Raw genomic sequence first — 16,376 nt, 5'->3', positions numbered from 1 at the left:
AATCGATGAAAAAGATAGAACTATTGGCTCCAGCAGGAAATTTAGAAAGCATGTATGCGGCAGTTGAATTAGGAGCAGATGCTGTTTATCTTGGGGGAAGTAAATTTTCTGCCAGGGCTTATGCACCTAATTTTGATGATAAGAATATGGAAAATGCAGTGGAATATTGCCATCTCCGCAATGTTAAAATATATGTAACTGTAAATACTATAATAAAGGAAGAAGAATTGAAAAAAGCTTGTAGATATGCAACATTCTTATATGATATTGGAGTAGATGCCCTTATAGTACAGGATATAGGTTTTTCTTCTATTTTGAAAAGGATACTTCCAAATTTTGAATTACATGCATCCACTCAAATGACCATACATAATGGAGAAGCTGCCTTATTTTTAAAAAAAATGGGGTTTAAAAGAATAGTGCTTTCAAGAGAACTTTCACTGAATGAAGTAGAACGTATATCAAGAGATCTAGGTTTAGAAACAGAAGTGTTTGTACATGGTGCATTGTGTGTTTGCTATTCGGGACAGTGTCTTATGAGCAGTATTATCGGAGGTAGGAGTGGTAATAGAGGAAGATGTGCACAGCCCTGCAGGCTGCCCTATGAAATAATAGATGAAAAGGGTAAAAATAGAAAACATGGATATCTTTTAAGTCCTAAAGATATGTGTACCATTGAAAATATAGGAGAAATAATAAAAACCGGTACATCTTCTTTAAAAATTGAGGGCAGGATGAAAAGACCCGAATATGTGGCAGGAGTGGTAAAAGAATATAGAAAAATGATTGATAGCTTTTATGAAAATCCTGAAAAATTAGAAGATATGTCTTATTTGAATTACAGTAAAAGAAATCTTTTGCAATTGTTCAATAGAGAGGGATTTTCGAAAGCCTACTTGTTTGGAAATACTGGGAAAGATATGATGTCCTATGCTTTTCCTAAAAACACTGGCGTAAAAATAGGTACTATTAAAGAGGATAAAAGTATTTCTTTAATGGAGGACATATCTGTAGGTGATGGAGTCCGGATGGGAAATTCAGGATTTGTGATTTCTAAAATATTAAAGGGAAAGAGGGAGGTAATAAAAGCTTGTACAGGAGAAAATGTAAAAATTCTCCCTTCTAATTATAAAGTTGGAAATATTGTGTATAGAACTTCTGATTTTCTTCAGATTAAAAAACTGAGAGAAAATTATAAGGATGGATCTCTGAAAAAAATTGAATTACTTTTAACCGTGAAATTTAAGAGGGGAGAGCCTATTGCACTACATACAGTTTATGATCAACTGGATTTTAGGGTAGAGGGGGAAAAAATTGTAGAGGCATTAAAGCAGCCTTTGAGCAAAGAGAGAATATGTGAAAGTTTAAATAAAACGGGAAAAGAGATGTTTGAATTCAAAAGTATAGAATTTAAATATTTTGAAAGTGGATTTTTACCTATATCTGCTTTAAATGAAGTTAGAAGAAAGCTTTTGAAAAAAGTCAGGGAATATATATTGCGTAAAGGTAGAAACGATAATAATTTCAACAATGAAATTCATCATCCGTTTATTATAAAAAGTAAATTTGTTGGAAATGAGCTGCCTCGTAAAATGATATTTGTAAACAACTGTGAACAATTAAAAGCAGTACTGGAATCGGACTTTCAGTATATATGCATAAATCCATTTCAGCGGGAAAAAATTAATAATTTAGAAAGCTTGAAATTCAAAAAAATATATGTCAGAGTACCTAATATAATAAGAGGAGAGTTTAGTTATATAGAGAATTTTATAAATAAAAACTTAAATAAGATTGAAGGTATAGTTACAGCTAACTTAGGCATAATGAGTAAATTTAAAGATAAAATAAGAATTTTAGGGGATTACAAATTAAATATAACCAATAGTTCTGCATTAGATTTTTATGGTAAAATCACAAGTGGAGATTGTCTAAGTGTGGAATTAAATAGAAATGAAATAGAAGATATTATTGGGAAAAGTGATGTTAAAGCACAAGTGCTCGTATACGGCAAAATAGAACTTATGGTAAGTGAATACTGTGTTGTAGGAAGTACTATAGGGAATAAAGGCCGTTTTAAAAATTGCAGTGAACCCTGCAGAAGGGAAGGTTTTTTACTTCTGGACAGAAAGAAAAAAAAGTTTGTGTTGAAAACAGATAAATTTTGTAGAAGTTATATATACAATTCTGTACCTATTAATTTGATATCGAATATGAAGGAGTTGAGAAGTATAGGTATTAATAGCTTCAGAGCAGATTTTATTGATGAAGATTATAATGAGGTTAAAAGTATATTGTCATGTTTTCAAAAAGAAATGTTTAAGGGTGATTTTAGCAAGTTTACACGGGGTCATTATAAAAATGGTGTAGAATAAATTTATTTTTGACTGAAAGGATAGATAGATTTAAATGAATGAAAAGTCTTTAAAAATACTGGAGTTTTATAAAATAAAAGAAAAATTAAAAAAATATGCAAATACCGGTGCAGGGAAAGATCTAATAGAATCTCTAGCTCCATACAATAATATATATGAAGTAAAGGAGCATTTGAAGGAAACCAGTGAGGCTTTAAGACTTCTTGTGCTTAAGGGAGCACCGCCTTTTGAAGGAGTGTATGATGTAAGACAGGGCATAGAGATGGCCCAAAAAGGTTTTGTGCTGATGCCGGAACAAATTTTGAAGATAGGTGCTATTTTAAGAGCTGCTAGAAGATTTAAAAAGTATATAAGTGCCAAAGAGGAAGAAGAGCATTTTAAAATAATAGAGGATATATGTTCAAATATTACGGTTTTGATGGAGCTGGAGAATAAAATTTTTATGTCCATAGAAAGTGAAGAAAGGGTGTCGGATAAAGCAAGCCCTGTATTATATAGTATAAGAAGAAATTTACAAGATAAAAATACTTCCGTCAGGGATAAGGTGAATTCACTTATGAGGTCTTATTCTTCATATTTACAGGATAATTTATATACTATGAGAGGAGATAGATATGTACTGCCTGTGAAAGCAGAAAATAAAGCTTCAGTACCAGGTCTTGTCCATGATCAGAGTTCCAGCGGAGCTACTCTTTATATAGAACCAATGGGGCTTGTAAATTTAAACAATGAGATAAAAGAACTAAAATTGAAGGAAAAAGCAGAAATAGACAGGATATTGGCTCAATTGTCCAGTGAAATATATGGGAATATAAATGAAGTTAAAATCAATGCAGATATAATATGGGAATTGGATTTTGTGTTTGCAAAGGCTAAGTTTGGAAGTGAATTAAATGCAGTTGTGCCGAATGTAAATGATGAGGGATTGGTGGATATAATAGAAGGTAAACATCCTCTTATAGATAGGAAAATTGTAGTGCCAATGGATATGCACATAGGCAGGGACTTTACATGTCTGGTCATAACCGGGCCGAATACAGGAGGTAAAACTGTAGCTCTTAAAACCATAGGCCTTTTACATATTATGGCATTGAGTGGGCTTATGATACCTGCAAGAGAAAATTCAACTGTGGGGTTCTTTAATGAGATATTTGCAGATATTGGAGATGAACAGAGCATTGAGCAGAATTTATCCACTTTTTCTTCTCATATGACTAATATAGTGAATATAATCAAGAAATCAGATGAGAAATCCTTGGTGCTATTTGATGAGCTGGGTGCAGGTACAGATCCTACGGAGGGTGCAGCACTAGCGGTGTCCATACTTGAAAATTTAAAGAATAGGGGATGCACCATAGTTGCTACAACTCATTACAGTGAATTGAAAGTATATGCACTGAAAAGTAAAGGGGTGGAAAATGCATCGGTGGAATTTGATGTGGAAACATTGAGGCCTACTTACAGACTTATGATAGGATTGCCCGGAAAGTCAAATGCTTTTGAAATATCAAAAAGACTTGGACTTCCCGAATTTATTATAGAGGATGCAAGGAGAAATATAACCAGCGATGCTTTGAGATTTGAAGATTTGATTCAGAGTCTTCAAGAAAAGAGGGCAAAAGCTGAAAATTTTGCCAGAGAAGCAGAAATTTTAAAAAATGAGGCAGATAAGATTAAATCTAAATATCAGGAAAAAGCAGATAGACTTCAGAATATAAGAGATAAATCTATTATTGAATCCAAGAGAGAGGCAAAAGAAATATTAAAACAGGCCAAGGAAGAGGCGGACAAAATTTTAAAGGACATGAGAGAATTGGAGAGGATGGGATATACTTCTTCAGCGAGACATAAGCTAGAGGAAAACAGAAAAAAATTGAAAAATAAACTGGAAAAAACTGAGGAGGATCTGTATAAAACCAGAGATGAGGAAGGGGATAGGCTTGAGTCGGTAAAAGAAGGGCAGGAAGTGTTTATACCTTCTTTGAATCAAAAAGTACTGGTCTTGTCTAAACCGGATGCTAAAGGGGAACTTCAGGTTCAAGCTGGAATTATGAAGATAACAGTGAATCTAAGAGATTTAAGAGCATGTAAAAATAGCCCAAGTAATGATAAGAAGAAGGTTAAAAGAGAAGCTAAACTGAATTTAAGAAGTGTTTCTACTTCCGTAGATTTGAGGGGAATGGATTCTTTAGAGGCAACTTATATTACAGATAAATATTTAGATGACGCTTATCTAGGTGGGCTGAAGGAAGTCACTATAATACATGGAAAAGGTACCGGTGTACTTAGAAATTCTATAGCAGATATGCTGAAACATCATTCTCATGTAAAAAATTATAGGTTAGGGGAATATGGTGAAGGCGGTACAGGCGTCACAATAGTAGAGTTAAAATGATTAAATCTATGAAGTAAGATGAAAAATTTTTCTAAAACTTTTTAACAGTAATAGCGCTATCTTATATGATATAATTATTATATTAAATGTTATTTAGACTTAGGTAAGTTTACTCATGGAAATATACTTTCTGCATCTGAATATTAGAAGAATTATATAGGTATTTGCCAATGTCTGTCCATGACTTCATAGAGTTGAGGCTGGGGGATGTTGACAGGGGCAGCGTTGAAAGAAAATTTTATTAAAAGAGAGAGGGGTGAAAAATCCGCTGAATAATGAAAATTCTACATGCTAATGTAATTTCATTATTTAACGGTATTATTGTCATGAATTATAAGGATGTATTGAAAAATGCACGTGAAAATTTAAATGGAAGTTGCAGGGTATGTCCTGCTTGTAATGGAAATGCCTGTGCTGGAGAAGTTCCAGGTATGGGAGGAAAGGGAACAGGAGATTCTTTTAAAGAAAACTTCAATTCACTTAATAAATACAAGCTGAATATGAGGGTTATACATGATGCTAAAAATCCAGATACCTCCATACAGATATTTGGAAGAAAAATGGACATACCTGTACTGGCAGCTCCAGTCTCTGGGACTACCCTTAACATGGGAGGGAAATTTACTGAAGAAGAATATATATCCTGGGTTATAGGAGGATGTCTGGATGGAGGGATATATCCTATAGTGGGAGATACTGCTGTAGATTCTTTTCTGATAACCAATTTAAAAAAGCTGAAGGAATATAGTGGCAATGGTATAGCTATAATAAAACCCTGGGAAAATAAAAATGTTATAAGTAAAATAAAAATTGCAGAAGAGGCAGGCGTTTTTGCCGTGGGAATGGATATAGATGCAGCAGGTCTTATAACTTTAGCACTTCATGGAAAACCCGTGGGCCCTAAAACTATAGAGGAGATAAAAGAGATAGTGGAAAGCACTAAACTTCCATTTATACTAAAGGGTATAATGACGCCAGATGAGGCAGAGCTTGCTGTAGAAGCCGGAGTCAATGCAATAGTAGTTTCAAATCACGGTGGTAGGGTTTTAGATCAAACTCCAGGAGTGGCAGAAGTTCTTCCGGACATAGCTAAAGCAGTTAAGGGAAAGGTTACAATATTAGCAGATGGCGGAATCAGAAGCGGTGTAGATATACTCAAAATGTTAGCACTTGGCGCAGATGCCGTGCTTATAGGTAGACCATTCGTAACTGCATCTTTTGGAGGACAGCGAGAAGGAGTAAAATTATACGTGGAAAATTTAAAGAGTGAACTGAAGTCAGCCATGGTTTTAACTGGATGTAAATCTATTGAGCATGTAGATAGTAGAATATTATACAGCAGATAATCAAATTTAATAACATAGAATGAAAATAGCAATAAGTAAATTTTATCATAGGATTAAAAAAATTTACTTTTGCTATTTTTGAGGTGTGGAAGGGGAACATGTAAAATGGTAAAAAAACTAGTGGAACTTGTGGATATAGCTAAAGAAAAAAGTAAAAAAGTACTGTCTGTGGCTGTAGCTCAAGATGAAGAAGTTTTAAAAGCTGTTACAGAAGCAGTAAAACTTGGAATCATAGATGCAATTTTAGTAGGGGATAAGAAAAGTATAGTTGATATTTTAGAAAGAGAAAATTTACATAAAAATAATATAGAGATAGTAAATGAGAAAGATCCATCTAAAGCAGCAGCGGCAGCGGTGAAACTTGTATCTGAGGGAAAAGCTCAATTTATAATGAAGGGTATGCTTAAAACGGCAGAAATGCTGAAGGCTGTTTTAAATAAAGAAACGGGGCTTAGAAAAAGTAAACTTTTATCTCATGTAATGATCTATGAAGTTCCAGCATACCATAAATTATTATTTTTGACAGATGGAGGAATGCTGACTTATCCTAATTTAGAAGAGAAAATCGGAATAATAAAAAATGCAGTTTTTGTAGCTAACAGGTTGGGAATAACCTTGCCTAAGGTAGCTGCCATAAGCGCAGTGGAGGTTGTAAATGCACATATGCAGTCAACGCTGGATGCGGCAGTTCTGGCTCAAATGAATAAAAGAGGACAGATAGGCGGCTGCATAGTTGATGGACCTCTAGCATTGGATGTGGCTGTGTCTAAAACCTCTGCAGAACATAAAAAAATAACAAGTGAAGTAGCAGGTGATGTAGATATATTGCTGGTTCCCAATATAGAAGCAGGTAATTTACTTGGAAAATCCATGACATATTTTGCAGGTGCAGAAAATGCAGGAATTATAGTTGGAGCTAAATGTCCTGTAGTATTGGTATCTAGAACAAATAGTGCAATGTCAAAACTTTATTCAATAGCTCTTGGATCAGTTGTTTCATAGCTTGAAGAGAATAATAAAGGGTATATAAAGTATTTATGGGATGCTTTATATACCGGATTTTTTATTTTACAACTTTTATATATTCAACTTCAGGATCTTCTGTACCCTGAATGTATAGGCCAGTATTTTTCAGTTCCTGTACATAGTCTACAATTTCCCCTGTTATTTCTTCTCCAGGGCAAAGTATGGGTATTCCCGGTGGATATGCCATTAAAAATTCACCACTTATCATTCCTACACTGTCTTTTAAAGCTACTGAAACTTTTGTGGAATTGAAAGCTGTTCGAGGAATTATTAATTGTTTTGGTATAGCAGGTATATCCAGAAAATCTGATTTTTTATTTCCCTTACCATAGTATTCATTGCTTATTTCTTTCAAAGCATGAATCAGAGAATCCATATTTTCTCTTGTATCACCGAAGGAGCCTACAGCTAGAATATTGTATATATCCGACAACTCCATTTGAATGTGGTATTTATTTGATAAGATCATATCCAAGTCATATCCAGTAATTCCTAAGTCCCTGCAGGTTATGGTTATTTTAGTAGGATCTAGGGAAAATACGCCTTCATTTCCTATTATTTCTTTGCCGAAGCAGTAGAAGCCTGGAATATTATTTATTTCATATCGGGCATAATTTGCCAGTTCAATAGCTTTATCCAATAGCTCTTTTCCGTGGAGAGCTATTTGCCTTCTAGCACAGTCCAGAGAGGCCATTAAAATATATGAAGGGGAAGTTGTTTGAAGTAATGATAATACTTGCTGTACCCTATTTATGTCGATATATTCTGAATTAACATGAAGTAGTGAACACTGGGTCAAGGCGCCAATTATTTTATGCGTGCTTTGAGAACACATATCTGCACCAGCTTGTATAGATGATATCGGCAGATTGTCATTGAAACCAAGATGAGGTCCATGAGCCTCGTCTACAATTAATGGAATGTTATGATTATGTACGATGTCTGTAATTTTTTTTATATCCGCAGCCACTCCATAATAAGTGGGATTTATGATTAAAACTGCTTTTGCATCAGGATTTTCCCTTAAGGTTTTTTCTACGGTTTCGGGAGTAACACCATGTGCGATACCAATAGTTTTGTCCAGGGCAGGCTGCATATATACGGGGATAGCTCCGCTCAGTATAATTCCAGCAGTAACAGATTTGTGAACATTTCTGGGGATTATGAGCTTATCACCTGAAGTTACCACGGACATGATCATTGCCTGGATGGCTCCAGAAGTGCCGTGAATTGAGAAAAAAGCAGCATCTGAACCATAAGCGTCAGCAGCTAATTGTTGAGCCTTTTTTATAGGCCCATTAGGGTGATGAAGGCTATCTACTAATTTAAATACGGTAACATCGATTTTAAAAGGATTTTCACCCATAAATTTTTTAAATTCCATATCTGCTCCAACACCTTTTTTGTGACCTGGAACATGAAAAGGTATAGTTTCTCTATTTACATATTCCATCAATGCATCAAATAACGGTGTTTCACTTTGATCTAATCTATACAACTTGATAAAGCACCTTCCTTCATAAAAATATCCCTCTAACTCTTGAAATTAAAGGGCTGGACTGTATTATTAATAAAAACTAATATAATTATATGTTAAATGATCTATAAATTCAACAATATAGGCATAAATTTTATGGAATAAATTATTGACAGATTTTAAATAATATTTCATATAAATGTATAAAGTAAAACTATAGTAAAAATATATGGCTTAAGTGTTTTTAATCTTGTTTTATAGTATAATAGTACTTATTAAATAGTGCATATAGGGGGAAATGGTATGTATAGAGAGAAATATGAATATTGGCTGAACTCACCTTATATAGATGAGAAAGGAAAATTCGAATTAAAAAACATAAATGATGAAAGAGAGATAGAAGATAGATTTTATAAAGATTTAGAATTTGGTACAGGTGGACTTAGAGGAATAATAGGTCTGGGTACAAATAGAATGAATATATATACTGTTGGGAAAGCTACGGAAGGGTTGTCTAAATATCTTATAAAAAAATATAAAAAAGATATTTCCGTGGCAATAGCCTATGACTGCAGAATAATGTCCAGGGAATTTGCACAGACTGCAGCATGTAATTTATGCGCAAATGGAATAAAGGTAAATCTTTTTAAAACACTTCATCCTACGCCAATGCTTTCTTATGCAGTAAGAGAATTAAAATGTAAAGCTGGCATTGTCATAACAGCATCCCACAATCCAAAACAATATAATGGATATAAAGTATATGGTGAAGACGGCGGCCAGATAACGGATGACTGGGCAAATGAAATACTTTCAAATATAGAGAGTATTGAAGATTTTTCAGAGATAAAACACATCAGTATGGATGAAGCTGAGAATAGAGATCTTCTATATATTATAGGGGAAGAAATAGATACGTCTTATATAGAAAAAGTGAAGAATCTGGTGATAAGAAAAGAATTCGTACGTTCTCATGCAGAAAATCTGAAAGTTATATATACACCTCTTCACGGAACTGGAAACATTCCGGTGAGAAGAACTCTAAAGGAACTTGGATATAAAAATGTATTTGTGGTTGAGGAACAGGAGAAACCAGATGGGAATTTCCCAACGGCAGCTTATCCAAATCCAGAGGATCCAAAAGTATTTCATCTTGCCCTAGATATGGCAAAAGATATAAGGCCGGATATAATATTTGGGACAGATCCGGATTGTGATAGACTTGGTGTAGTTGTAAAAGATTCTCTGGGTGAATACAGAGTACTTACAGGAAATCAGGTTGGAGTGCTTCTGACCGATTATATTCTATCTTCTTTGAAGGAATTTAATAAGCTTCCTGAAAATGGTGAAATAGTTAAAACTATAGTTACTACAGAAATGGCAGCTGATATAGCAAGAGAATATAAAGTCAATTTGATAAATGTACTCACTGGATTCAAATATATAGGAGAGAAAATAAAAGAATTTGAAGAAGAGGGAGATAAAAAATATATATTTGGTTTTGAAGAAAGCTATGGATACTTAGCTGGAGATTTTGTAAGGGATAAAGATGCAGTGATTGCATCTACTTTAGTATGTGAGATGACTTTGTACTATAAAATGAAAGGTAAAAGTCTTTATGAAGCTTTGATAGATCTTTATAAAAAATATGGCTTTTACAGGGAAAAGCTTATACCAATAGAACTTAAGGGAAAGAAAGGGCATGAAAAAATCGAGACAATAATGCATTGCCTCAGGCATTCAATGAAAAGAGTACTTGGAGATGTGAAAATAGTTAAAAAACTGGATTATAAATTGAGTGTGGAAAAAGATTTGGTGAATATAAGTGAAAAGAATATAGAGCTTCCTAAATCAAATGTACTTAAATTTATTATGGAGGATAAATCCTGGTTTGTGGTAAGGCCTTCAGGAACAGAACCCAAAATAAAAATATATCTTTCTGTAATAGGCAGAAGCCTTGAGGATTCCCAAAATAAGATGACAGTACTGGAAAAAAACGTCATGGATATAATTAGAAATGCAGATTGATGATAAACGGTGTAGGTGATAAAAATTTATGGATATAAGATCATATTTTGCAGAGAAGTTATCTGGATTTTTATTTCTTGAAATCAGCAAGAGAAATGTGGAAAAGATATTTGGAGTTAGAATTTCAGAAAACATATATTTGCCTGTTAATTCTAAATATATAGTAAATAATATTAAATTCAAGAGGAATATGGATGAAATACCTGTAGGATATTTTATTGAAGGAATGTACTATGTATTGGGCGCAGACGAAAATTTCAAATTTGACAAATATTATAAAGATATATTGATAAGCCATGAGGACAATAATAAATTTATAAAGGGTGTAATTTCTAAAAATATTAAAGATAAAGACTATGAGGACGCTTATATAAATTTAAAAGGACTGTCTGTTTTAGAAGATACTAAAAAAATATATGACAAACTTATAATTATGGTAGATGAAATGAGAAAGAAAAATAATGTATATAGAGAAGAGGAATTAAATGTTCTGGAAAAGGCTGAAGGCAAAGAAAACTATGCACTTCCATATTTTTATGAAGCCATTTTAAAAAAAGAAGATGGGGATTATGAGAGGGCATTATTTTGTATAAATTCCTATATAAAAAATGGCGGCAAAGAAACCATAGAGGTAACGGATTTAAAGCAGTGGCTGATATCCATTGTGAATTATGACAGAGGGAAAGAGCTTTTAGAAGGTACACCGGCTAATCCTACAAAGGCCTTAAAGCTGTTGATACCACTCATGGATACCTTAGGTGACAGCGCTCTTTTATACTACTATATAGCTGTTGCCTATAGGATGCTTGAAAACTATGAAAAAGCAATTTATTATCTAAATGAAGCTTTAAATATAGACAGCAGTATAGTGGAAATTGTGAATGAAATGGGAATAAATTATGCTTCTTTAGGGGATTACGAAACTGCTGTAGCTTATTTAAGGAAGGCTTTTGAAGCTACTAAGTCTGTGGAAATATGTACGAATCTCATAATGTGCTATTTAAATTTGGGAAATTTAAAAGATGCAAAAATTCATTTGGAGATGGCAAAAAAGTTGAATCCAAAAGATGAGGTAGTAATTCAATTGGAGAATATAATCAAAAATATACCCAATTCGAAAAAACATTTAGAATAAAGACGTATTAAATAAATTATGGAAAGGATGCTTTAAAATGAATGTAAAAAAGGCTATAATACCGGCAGCGGGGCTTGGAACAAGATTTTTACCTGCTACCAAAGCTCAACCTAAAGAAATGCTTCCTATAGTAGATAAGCCTACTATACAGTATATTATAGAAGAGGCAGTGGCCTCTGGAATAGAAGAGATACTTATAATAACCGGAAGAAATAAAAGGGCAATAGAGGATCATTTTGATAAATCTGTGGAGCTTGAAAAAGAACTGGACAGTAAAGGTAAGGGTGATCTTCTCAAGATGGTGCAGGATATATCCAATATGGCGGATATTTACTATATAAGGCAAAAAGAGCCTAGGGGACTAGGTCATGCCATAAGTTGTGCTAAGACCTTTGTGGGTAATCAACCTTTTGCAGTAATGCTTGGAGATGATGTTGTAGACAGTAAAGTTCCCTGCTTGAAACAACTTATAGCTTGTTACGATGAATATAAGACTTCAATCATAGGAGTTCAGGAAGTAGATAAAAACGAGGTTTATAAATACGGTATAGTTAAGGGTATGTATATAGAAAATAAAGTATATAAGGTTAAAGATTTAATAGAAAAACCTAAAGTGGAAGAAGCTCCTTCCAATATAGCTATACTCGGCAGATATATAATAACTCCATCTATATTTGAAATACTTGACAATACCACTCCTGGAAAAGGAGGAGAAATTCAACTTACAGATGCCCTCAGGACACTTGCTCAAAATGAAGCCATGTATGCATATGCTTTTGAAGGGAGAAGATATGATGTAGGTGACAAATTGGGGTTCCTGCAGGCTACTGTAGAATATGCTTTGAAGAGGGATGAACTTAAAAAGCCTTTTATGAAATACCTTCTGGATTTGAAAAAAACCGAATTATTTAAGAAAGTAAACGAGGAGATAATAGATAAATCTGACAAAATAAGTTCATAAATTCGTAAATAAAATTATGTTGAATAATTTTTATTATGAGGTAAAATAGAAAAAGGGAGTTTTGTCTAAAACTTTTGCAAAAAACTTTAGGAAGTGTTGGTATGCAGAAAGATAGAAAACTTATTATATATGATATAGTTTTACTGGTTGGTTCGTTGTATTTTGCACTGCTTTTAAGATTCGACTTTAAGATACCTGATGAATATATGGGCTTTTTGAAGCTTTCTTTAATTCCAGTAATAGCCATAACACTTATATTTAATAAGTTTTTTAAATTGTACAACAGCATATGGAAGTATGCCTCTATAGAGGAATTGATGTCTATAATATATTCTATTTCACTTTCAAATGTTGTATTTGTGATTTACAGTCATTTTGTAAATTTTAGATTTTTGGAGAATAGGTATTATAGATTTCCATTTTCCGTACATATAATTTTTTGGATATTATCTGTAATTACATTGGGTGGAACCAGATTTTTAATAAGGATAGTGGATCAGAGCAAGGGAGAAAAGGAAGTAAGGAAAAGATGTAAGAAGCTTTTAATAATAGGGGCAGGTGATGCGTCGTCAATACTGATAAAGGAGATAAAAAGACATAATAATCTAAATTACGATATAGTGGGACTTATTGACGATGATGTTTCCAAGAAGGGAAAGTTTATAAGTGGAATTGAGGTACTAGGGGGAAGAGATGATATTGTAGATATTTGCAAAAGGAAGGAAGTTGAAGAGATAATAATTGCAATTCCTTCCGTGGATATAGATGCGAAGAGGAATATTATAAATATATGCAAAAAAACCGATTGCAAGCTAAAAACACTTCCTGGTATATATGAAATTGTAGATGGAAGAGTGAATATAAGCAAACTGAGAGATGTCAATATAGAGGATCTGCTTGGAAGAGAAGAGGTAAAATTAAATAACAGTAATATAAACAAGTACATAAGGGATAAAGTAATATTGGTAACTGGAGGCGGCGGTTCTATAGGTTCAGAATTATGCAGGCAGATATCGAAGTTCAATCCAAGAAAATTATTGATACTGGATATATATGAAAATAATGTATACAGTGTTCAAATGGAATTGAACTACAATCATCCGGAGTTGAATAAAGAAGTTATAATAGCATCTATAAGGGATATAAATAGAATGAGAAGCATATTTTCACAATATAAGCCAGATGTGGTTTTTCATGCTGCTGCCCATAAGCATGTTCCGCTTATGGAATTGAATCCAGAAGAAGCAATAAAGAACAATATAATAGGAACTTATAATGTACTTAAATGCTGCAATGAATTCAATGTCAAAAAATTTGTCCAGATAAGCACAGACAAGGCTGTTAATCCTACCAATATTATGGGAGCTACCAAGAGATTTTGTGAAATCATGGTTCAGGCTTTTGATCAAATAAGTAGTACTGAATACGTTGCTGTCAGATTTGGAAATGTCCTTGGCAGCAATGGATCGGTTATACCACTTTTCAAGAAACAGATATCCCATGGGGGACCGGTTACTGTTACACATCCAGAGATAAACAGATTTTTTATGACAATACCTGAGGCTGCCCAGCTGGTTATACAGGCCGGAGCTATAGCCCATGGAGGCGAGATATTCGTTCTGGATATGGGTAAGCCAGTTAAAATAGTTGATTTGGCAAGAGACTTGATAACACTTTCCGGGTATAAGCCTGATGTTGACATTAAAATAGAGTATACTGGATTGAGGCCCGGAGAAAAGTTATATGAGGAACCACTTATGAATGAAATAGCACTTACTGCAACGGAACACAATAAAATATTTGTAGAAAAATCGGATAATGTAGATATTAAGTTTGTGGAACAATCCATAGCACAATTTGAAAGAGCTGTTGTTGGAAGCAGGGAAGATATATTTAAGCTTATGGAGGAAAAGGTTCCGACTTATAGGAGAAAGAAAAATGAGGAGGAATCTGCATAAACAGACAGGGAGGCAATACAGGAAAGAATACAATCCAAAAGTATTTTACGTAGAATACAAATGCCAAAAAAGTTACAAAACTATATGGTGAACTTATATAAATTATAGAACTCGGGAGGAAAGAAATGTCACAATTAAAAGATGAATTGATATTAAAATTGAAGGATAGAACTGCTAAGCTGGGAGTGGTAGGCTTAGGATATGTAGGACTTCCCCTTGCTGTGGAGAAAGCAAAAGTAGGATTTAATGTTATAGGATTTGATGTTCAGGATAAGAAAGTAGAAATGGTAAATAAAGGGAATAATTATATAGGCGATATAGTTGATTCAGATTTATCCAAACTTGTTGAAGCAGGAAAACTTAAGGCAACTACTGATTTTGGATTTGTTAAGGACGTGGATGCAGTTACGATATCTGTTCCCACACCACTTGATCTATACAAACAGCCGGATTTGTCCTATGTAGTTGATTCTACTAAAAGTGTGGCGAAATATCTTCACAGAGGAATGCTTGTAGTACTTGAAAGTACTACATACCCTGGAACAACAGAAGAAGTGCTGAAACCTATACTTGAAAAAGGTGGATTGAAATGTGGAGAGGATTTCTTTTTGGCATTTTCACCTGAAAGAGTTGATCCCGGGAATAAAAAATACAATACCAAAAATACACCCAAGGTAGTTGGAGGCTGTACACCCGAATGTACGGAAGTTGCAGCAGCTCTTTACAAAAGTGTACTTAATAGTGATGTGTTTACGGTATCTTCGCCGGCAGTAGCTGAAATGGAGAAGATACTTGAAAATACATTTAGAAATATAAATATAGGACTTATAAATGAAATGGCAATATTATGTAATAGAATGAAAATAGACATATGGGAAGTAATTGAGGCGGCAAAGACTAAGCCCTATGGATTTATGCCATTTTATCCGGGACCGGGATTAGGAGGACATTGTATACCACTTGATCCATTTTATCTTTCATGGAAGGCAAAAGAGTATGATTTTCACACTAAGCTTATAGAGACTTCTGGAGACATAAATGATTCAATGCCTCTATTTGTAGTGGACAATGCCATGAAACTTTTGAACAAGTATGAGAAAAAGGCCATGAATGGGGCAAAAGTACTCCTTATGGGAGTAGCATATAAAAATGATATAGATGATATGAGGGAGTCACCTGCTCTCAAGGTAATAGAACATCTTGAAGCAAATGGTGCGGATATCATAATAAATGATCCCTATATACCGAATTTTAAGCACAAGGGAAAAGAATATCACAGTGTTGACTGGGAAAAAGTTATAGATGAAAGTGATATAGTAATTATAACTACAAACCACAGCTGTTATGATTATGAGCGGATTGTGGAAAGGGCAAAACTTGTATATGATACCAGAAATGCTACAAAAGATGTTAAGAACAACAGAAATAAAATTCATAAATTATAAAAGTGAAATTTGTATAAGTCCTAATTTGTAGGACTTATACTATTGATAAAGAAAGAGAGAGAGGTTACTTCTATGAAGAAATTGAGATTTGCCATTATAGGCTGTGGAAGGATTTCATATAAACATGTTGAAGCTCTGGCAGCCAATAAAGATGAAGCAGTTTTAGTGGCAGTATGTGATGTAGTAAGTGAAAAGGCTGAGAAAAGAAAAAATGAATATGCGGATAAAAT

11 protein-coding genes are annotated in these 16,376 nt (G+C 33.7%); 10 read left to right on the top strand and 1 reads right to left on the bottom strand.

Annotated elements, in window-relative coordinates; all coding sequences use genetic code 11:
* The first annotated feature begins 5 nt into the window (after positions 1-5).
* From LN736_RS00055 to LN736_RS00040, 4 genes are all read left to right on the top strand, one after another.
* Positions 6-2,375, top strand: coding sequence for a DUF3656 domain-containing U32 family peptidase (locus LN736_RS00055; RefSeq protein WP_150356199.1), 2,370 nt, complete (start codon positions 6-8; stop codon positions 2,373-2,375).
* Positions 2,376-2,409: 34 nt separating this feature from the next.
* Positions 2,410-4,770, top strand: coding sequence for an endonuclease MutS2 (locus LN736_RS00050; protein WP_150356198.1), 2,361 nt, complete (start codon positions 2,410-2,412; stop codon positions 4,768-4,770).
* Between the two features lie 326 nt (positions 4,771-5,096).
* The gene (locus LN736_RS00045) at positions 5,097-6,116 is read left to right on the top strand and encodes an alpha-hydroxy-acid oxidizing protein (protein WP_150356197.1); all 1,020 of its coding nucleotides are present in this window, start codon (positions 5,097-5,099) and stop codon (positions 6,114-6,116) included.
* A gap of 105 nt (positions 6,117-6,221) precedes the next feature.
* Positions 6,222-7,118, top strand: a complete 897-nt coding sequence (locus tag LN736_RS00040) for a bifunctional enoyl-CoA hydratase/phosphate acetyltransferase (protein WP_150356196.1) — start codon at positions 6,222-6,224, stop codon at positions 7,116-7,118.
* A 61-nt stretch (positions 7,119-7,179) separates the two neighbouring features.
* Here the strand turns inward: LN736_RS00040 and LN736_RS00035 are convergent, their stop codons facing one another.
* Entirely contained in the window at positions 7,180-8,640 is a 1,461-nt protein-coding gene (locus tag LN736_RS00035) for an aminotransferase class I/II-fold pyridoxal phosphate-dependent enzyme (RefSeq protein WP_150356195.1), read from the bottom strand.
* A gap of 282 nt (positions 8,641-8,922) precedes the next feature.
* Between LN736_RS00035 and LN736_RS00030 the strand changes: the two genes are divergently transcribed.
* From LN736_RS00030 to LN736_RS00005, 6 genes are all read left to right on the top strand, one after another.
* Positions 8,923-10,647, top strand: coding sequence for a phospho-sugar mutase (locus tag LN736_RS00030; protein WP_229980376.1), 1,725 nt, complete (start codon positions 8,923-8,925; stop codon positions 10,645-10,647).
* A 28-nt stretch (positions 10,648-10,675) separates the two neighbouring features.
* On the top strand, positions 10,676-11,782 hold the full coding sequence (locus tag LN736_RS00025; protein WP_150356193.1) for a tetratricopeptide repeat protein: 1,107 nt from the start codon (positions 10,676-10,678) through the stop codon (positions 11,780-11,782).
* A gap of 37 nt (positions 11,783-11,819) precedes the next feature.
* Complete coding sequence (galU, locus tag LN736_RS00020) at positions 11,820-12,743, top strand: UTP--glucose-1-phosphate uridylyltransferase GalU (RefSeq protein WP_150356192.1); 924 nt, start codon at positions 11,820-11,822, stop codon at positions 12,741-12,743.
* 101 nt (positions 12,744-12,844) lie between these two features.
* Positions 12,845-14,701, top strand: a complete 1,857-nt coding sequence (locus tag LN736_RS00015) for a polysaccharide biosynthesis protein (RefSeq protein ID WP_150356191.1) — start codon at positions 12,845-12,847, stop codon at positions 14,699-14,701.
* Between the two features lie 125 nt (positions 14,702-14,826).
* A complete protein-coding gene (locus tag LN736_RS00010) occupies positions 14,827-16,146 on the top strand; it encodes a nucleotide sugar dehydrogenase (protein WP_229980374.1) in 1,320 nt (439 codons plus the stop codon).
* A gap of 72 nt (positions 16,147-16,218) precedes the next feature.
* A partial coding sequence (locus LN736_RS00005; RefSeq protein WP_229980736.1) for a Gfo/Idh/MocA family oxidoreductase occupies positions 16,219-16,376 on the top strand: 158 nt, incomplete at its 3' end.

This window comes from Clostridium aromativorans, assembly GCF_020908015.1.
Taxonomy (GTDB): Bacteria; Bacillota; Clostridia; order Clostridiales; family Clostridiaceae; genus Clostridium_B; species Clostridium_B aromativorans.
The sequence above is the reverse complement of the archived record's forward strand: the minus strand, read 5'-3'. Positions and strand labels throughout refer to the sequence as shown.

Bases quoted from the DNA above. Each gene is read 5' to 3' on its own strand.
- LN736_RS00055 (WP_150356199.1), top strand. From the start codon at position 6: ATGAAAAAGATAGAACTATTGGCTCCAGCAGGAAATTTAGAAAGCATG.
- LN736_RS00050 (WP_150356198.1), top strand. From the start codon at position 2,410: ATGAATGAAAAGTCTTTAAAAATACTGGAGTTTTATAAAATAAAAGAA.
- LN736_RS00045 (WP_150356197.1), top strand. From the start codon at position 5,097: ATGAATTATAAGGATGTATTGAAAAATGCACGTGAAAATTTAAATGGA.
- LN736_RS00040 (WP_150356196.1), top strand. From the start codon at position 6,222: ATGGTAAAAAAACTAGTGGAACTTGTGGATATAGCTAAAGAAAAAAGT.
- LN736_RS00030 (WP_229980376.1), top strand. From the start codon at position 8,923: ATGTATAGAGAGAAATATGAATATTGGCTGAACTCACCTTATATAGAT.
- LN736_RS00025 (WP_150356193.1), top strand. From the start codon at position 10,676: ATGGATATAAGATCATATTTTGCAGAGAAGTTATCTGGATTTTTATTT.
- galU (WP_150356192.1), top strand. From the start codon at position 11,820: ATGAATGTAAAAAAGGCTATAATACCGGCAGCGGGGCTTGGAACAAGA.
- LN736_RS00015 (WP_150356191.1), top strand. From the start codon at position 12,845: ATGCAGAAAGATAGAAAACTTATTATATATGATATAGTTTTACTGGTT.
- LN736_RS00010 (WP_229980374.1), top strand. From the start codon at position 14,827: ATGTCACAATTAAAAGATGAATTGATATTAAAATTGAAGGATAGAACT.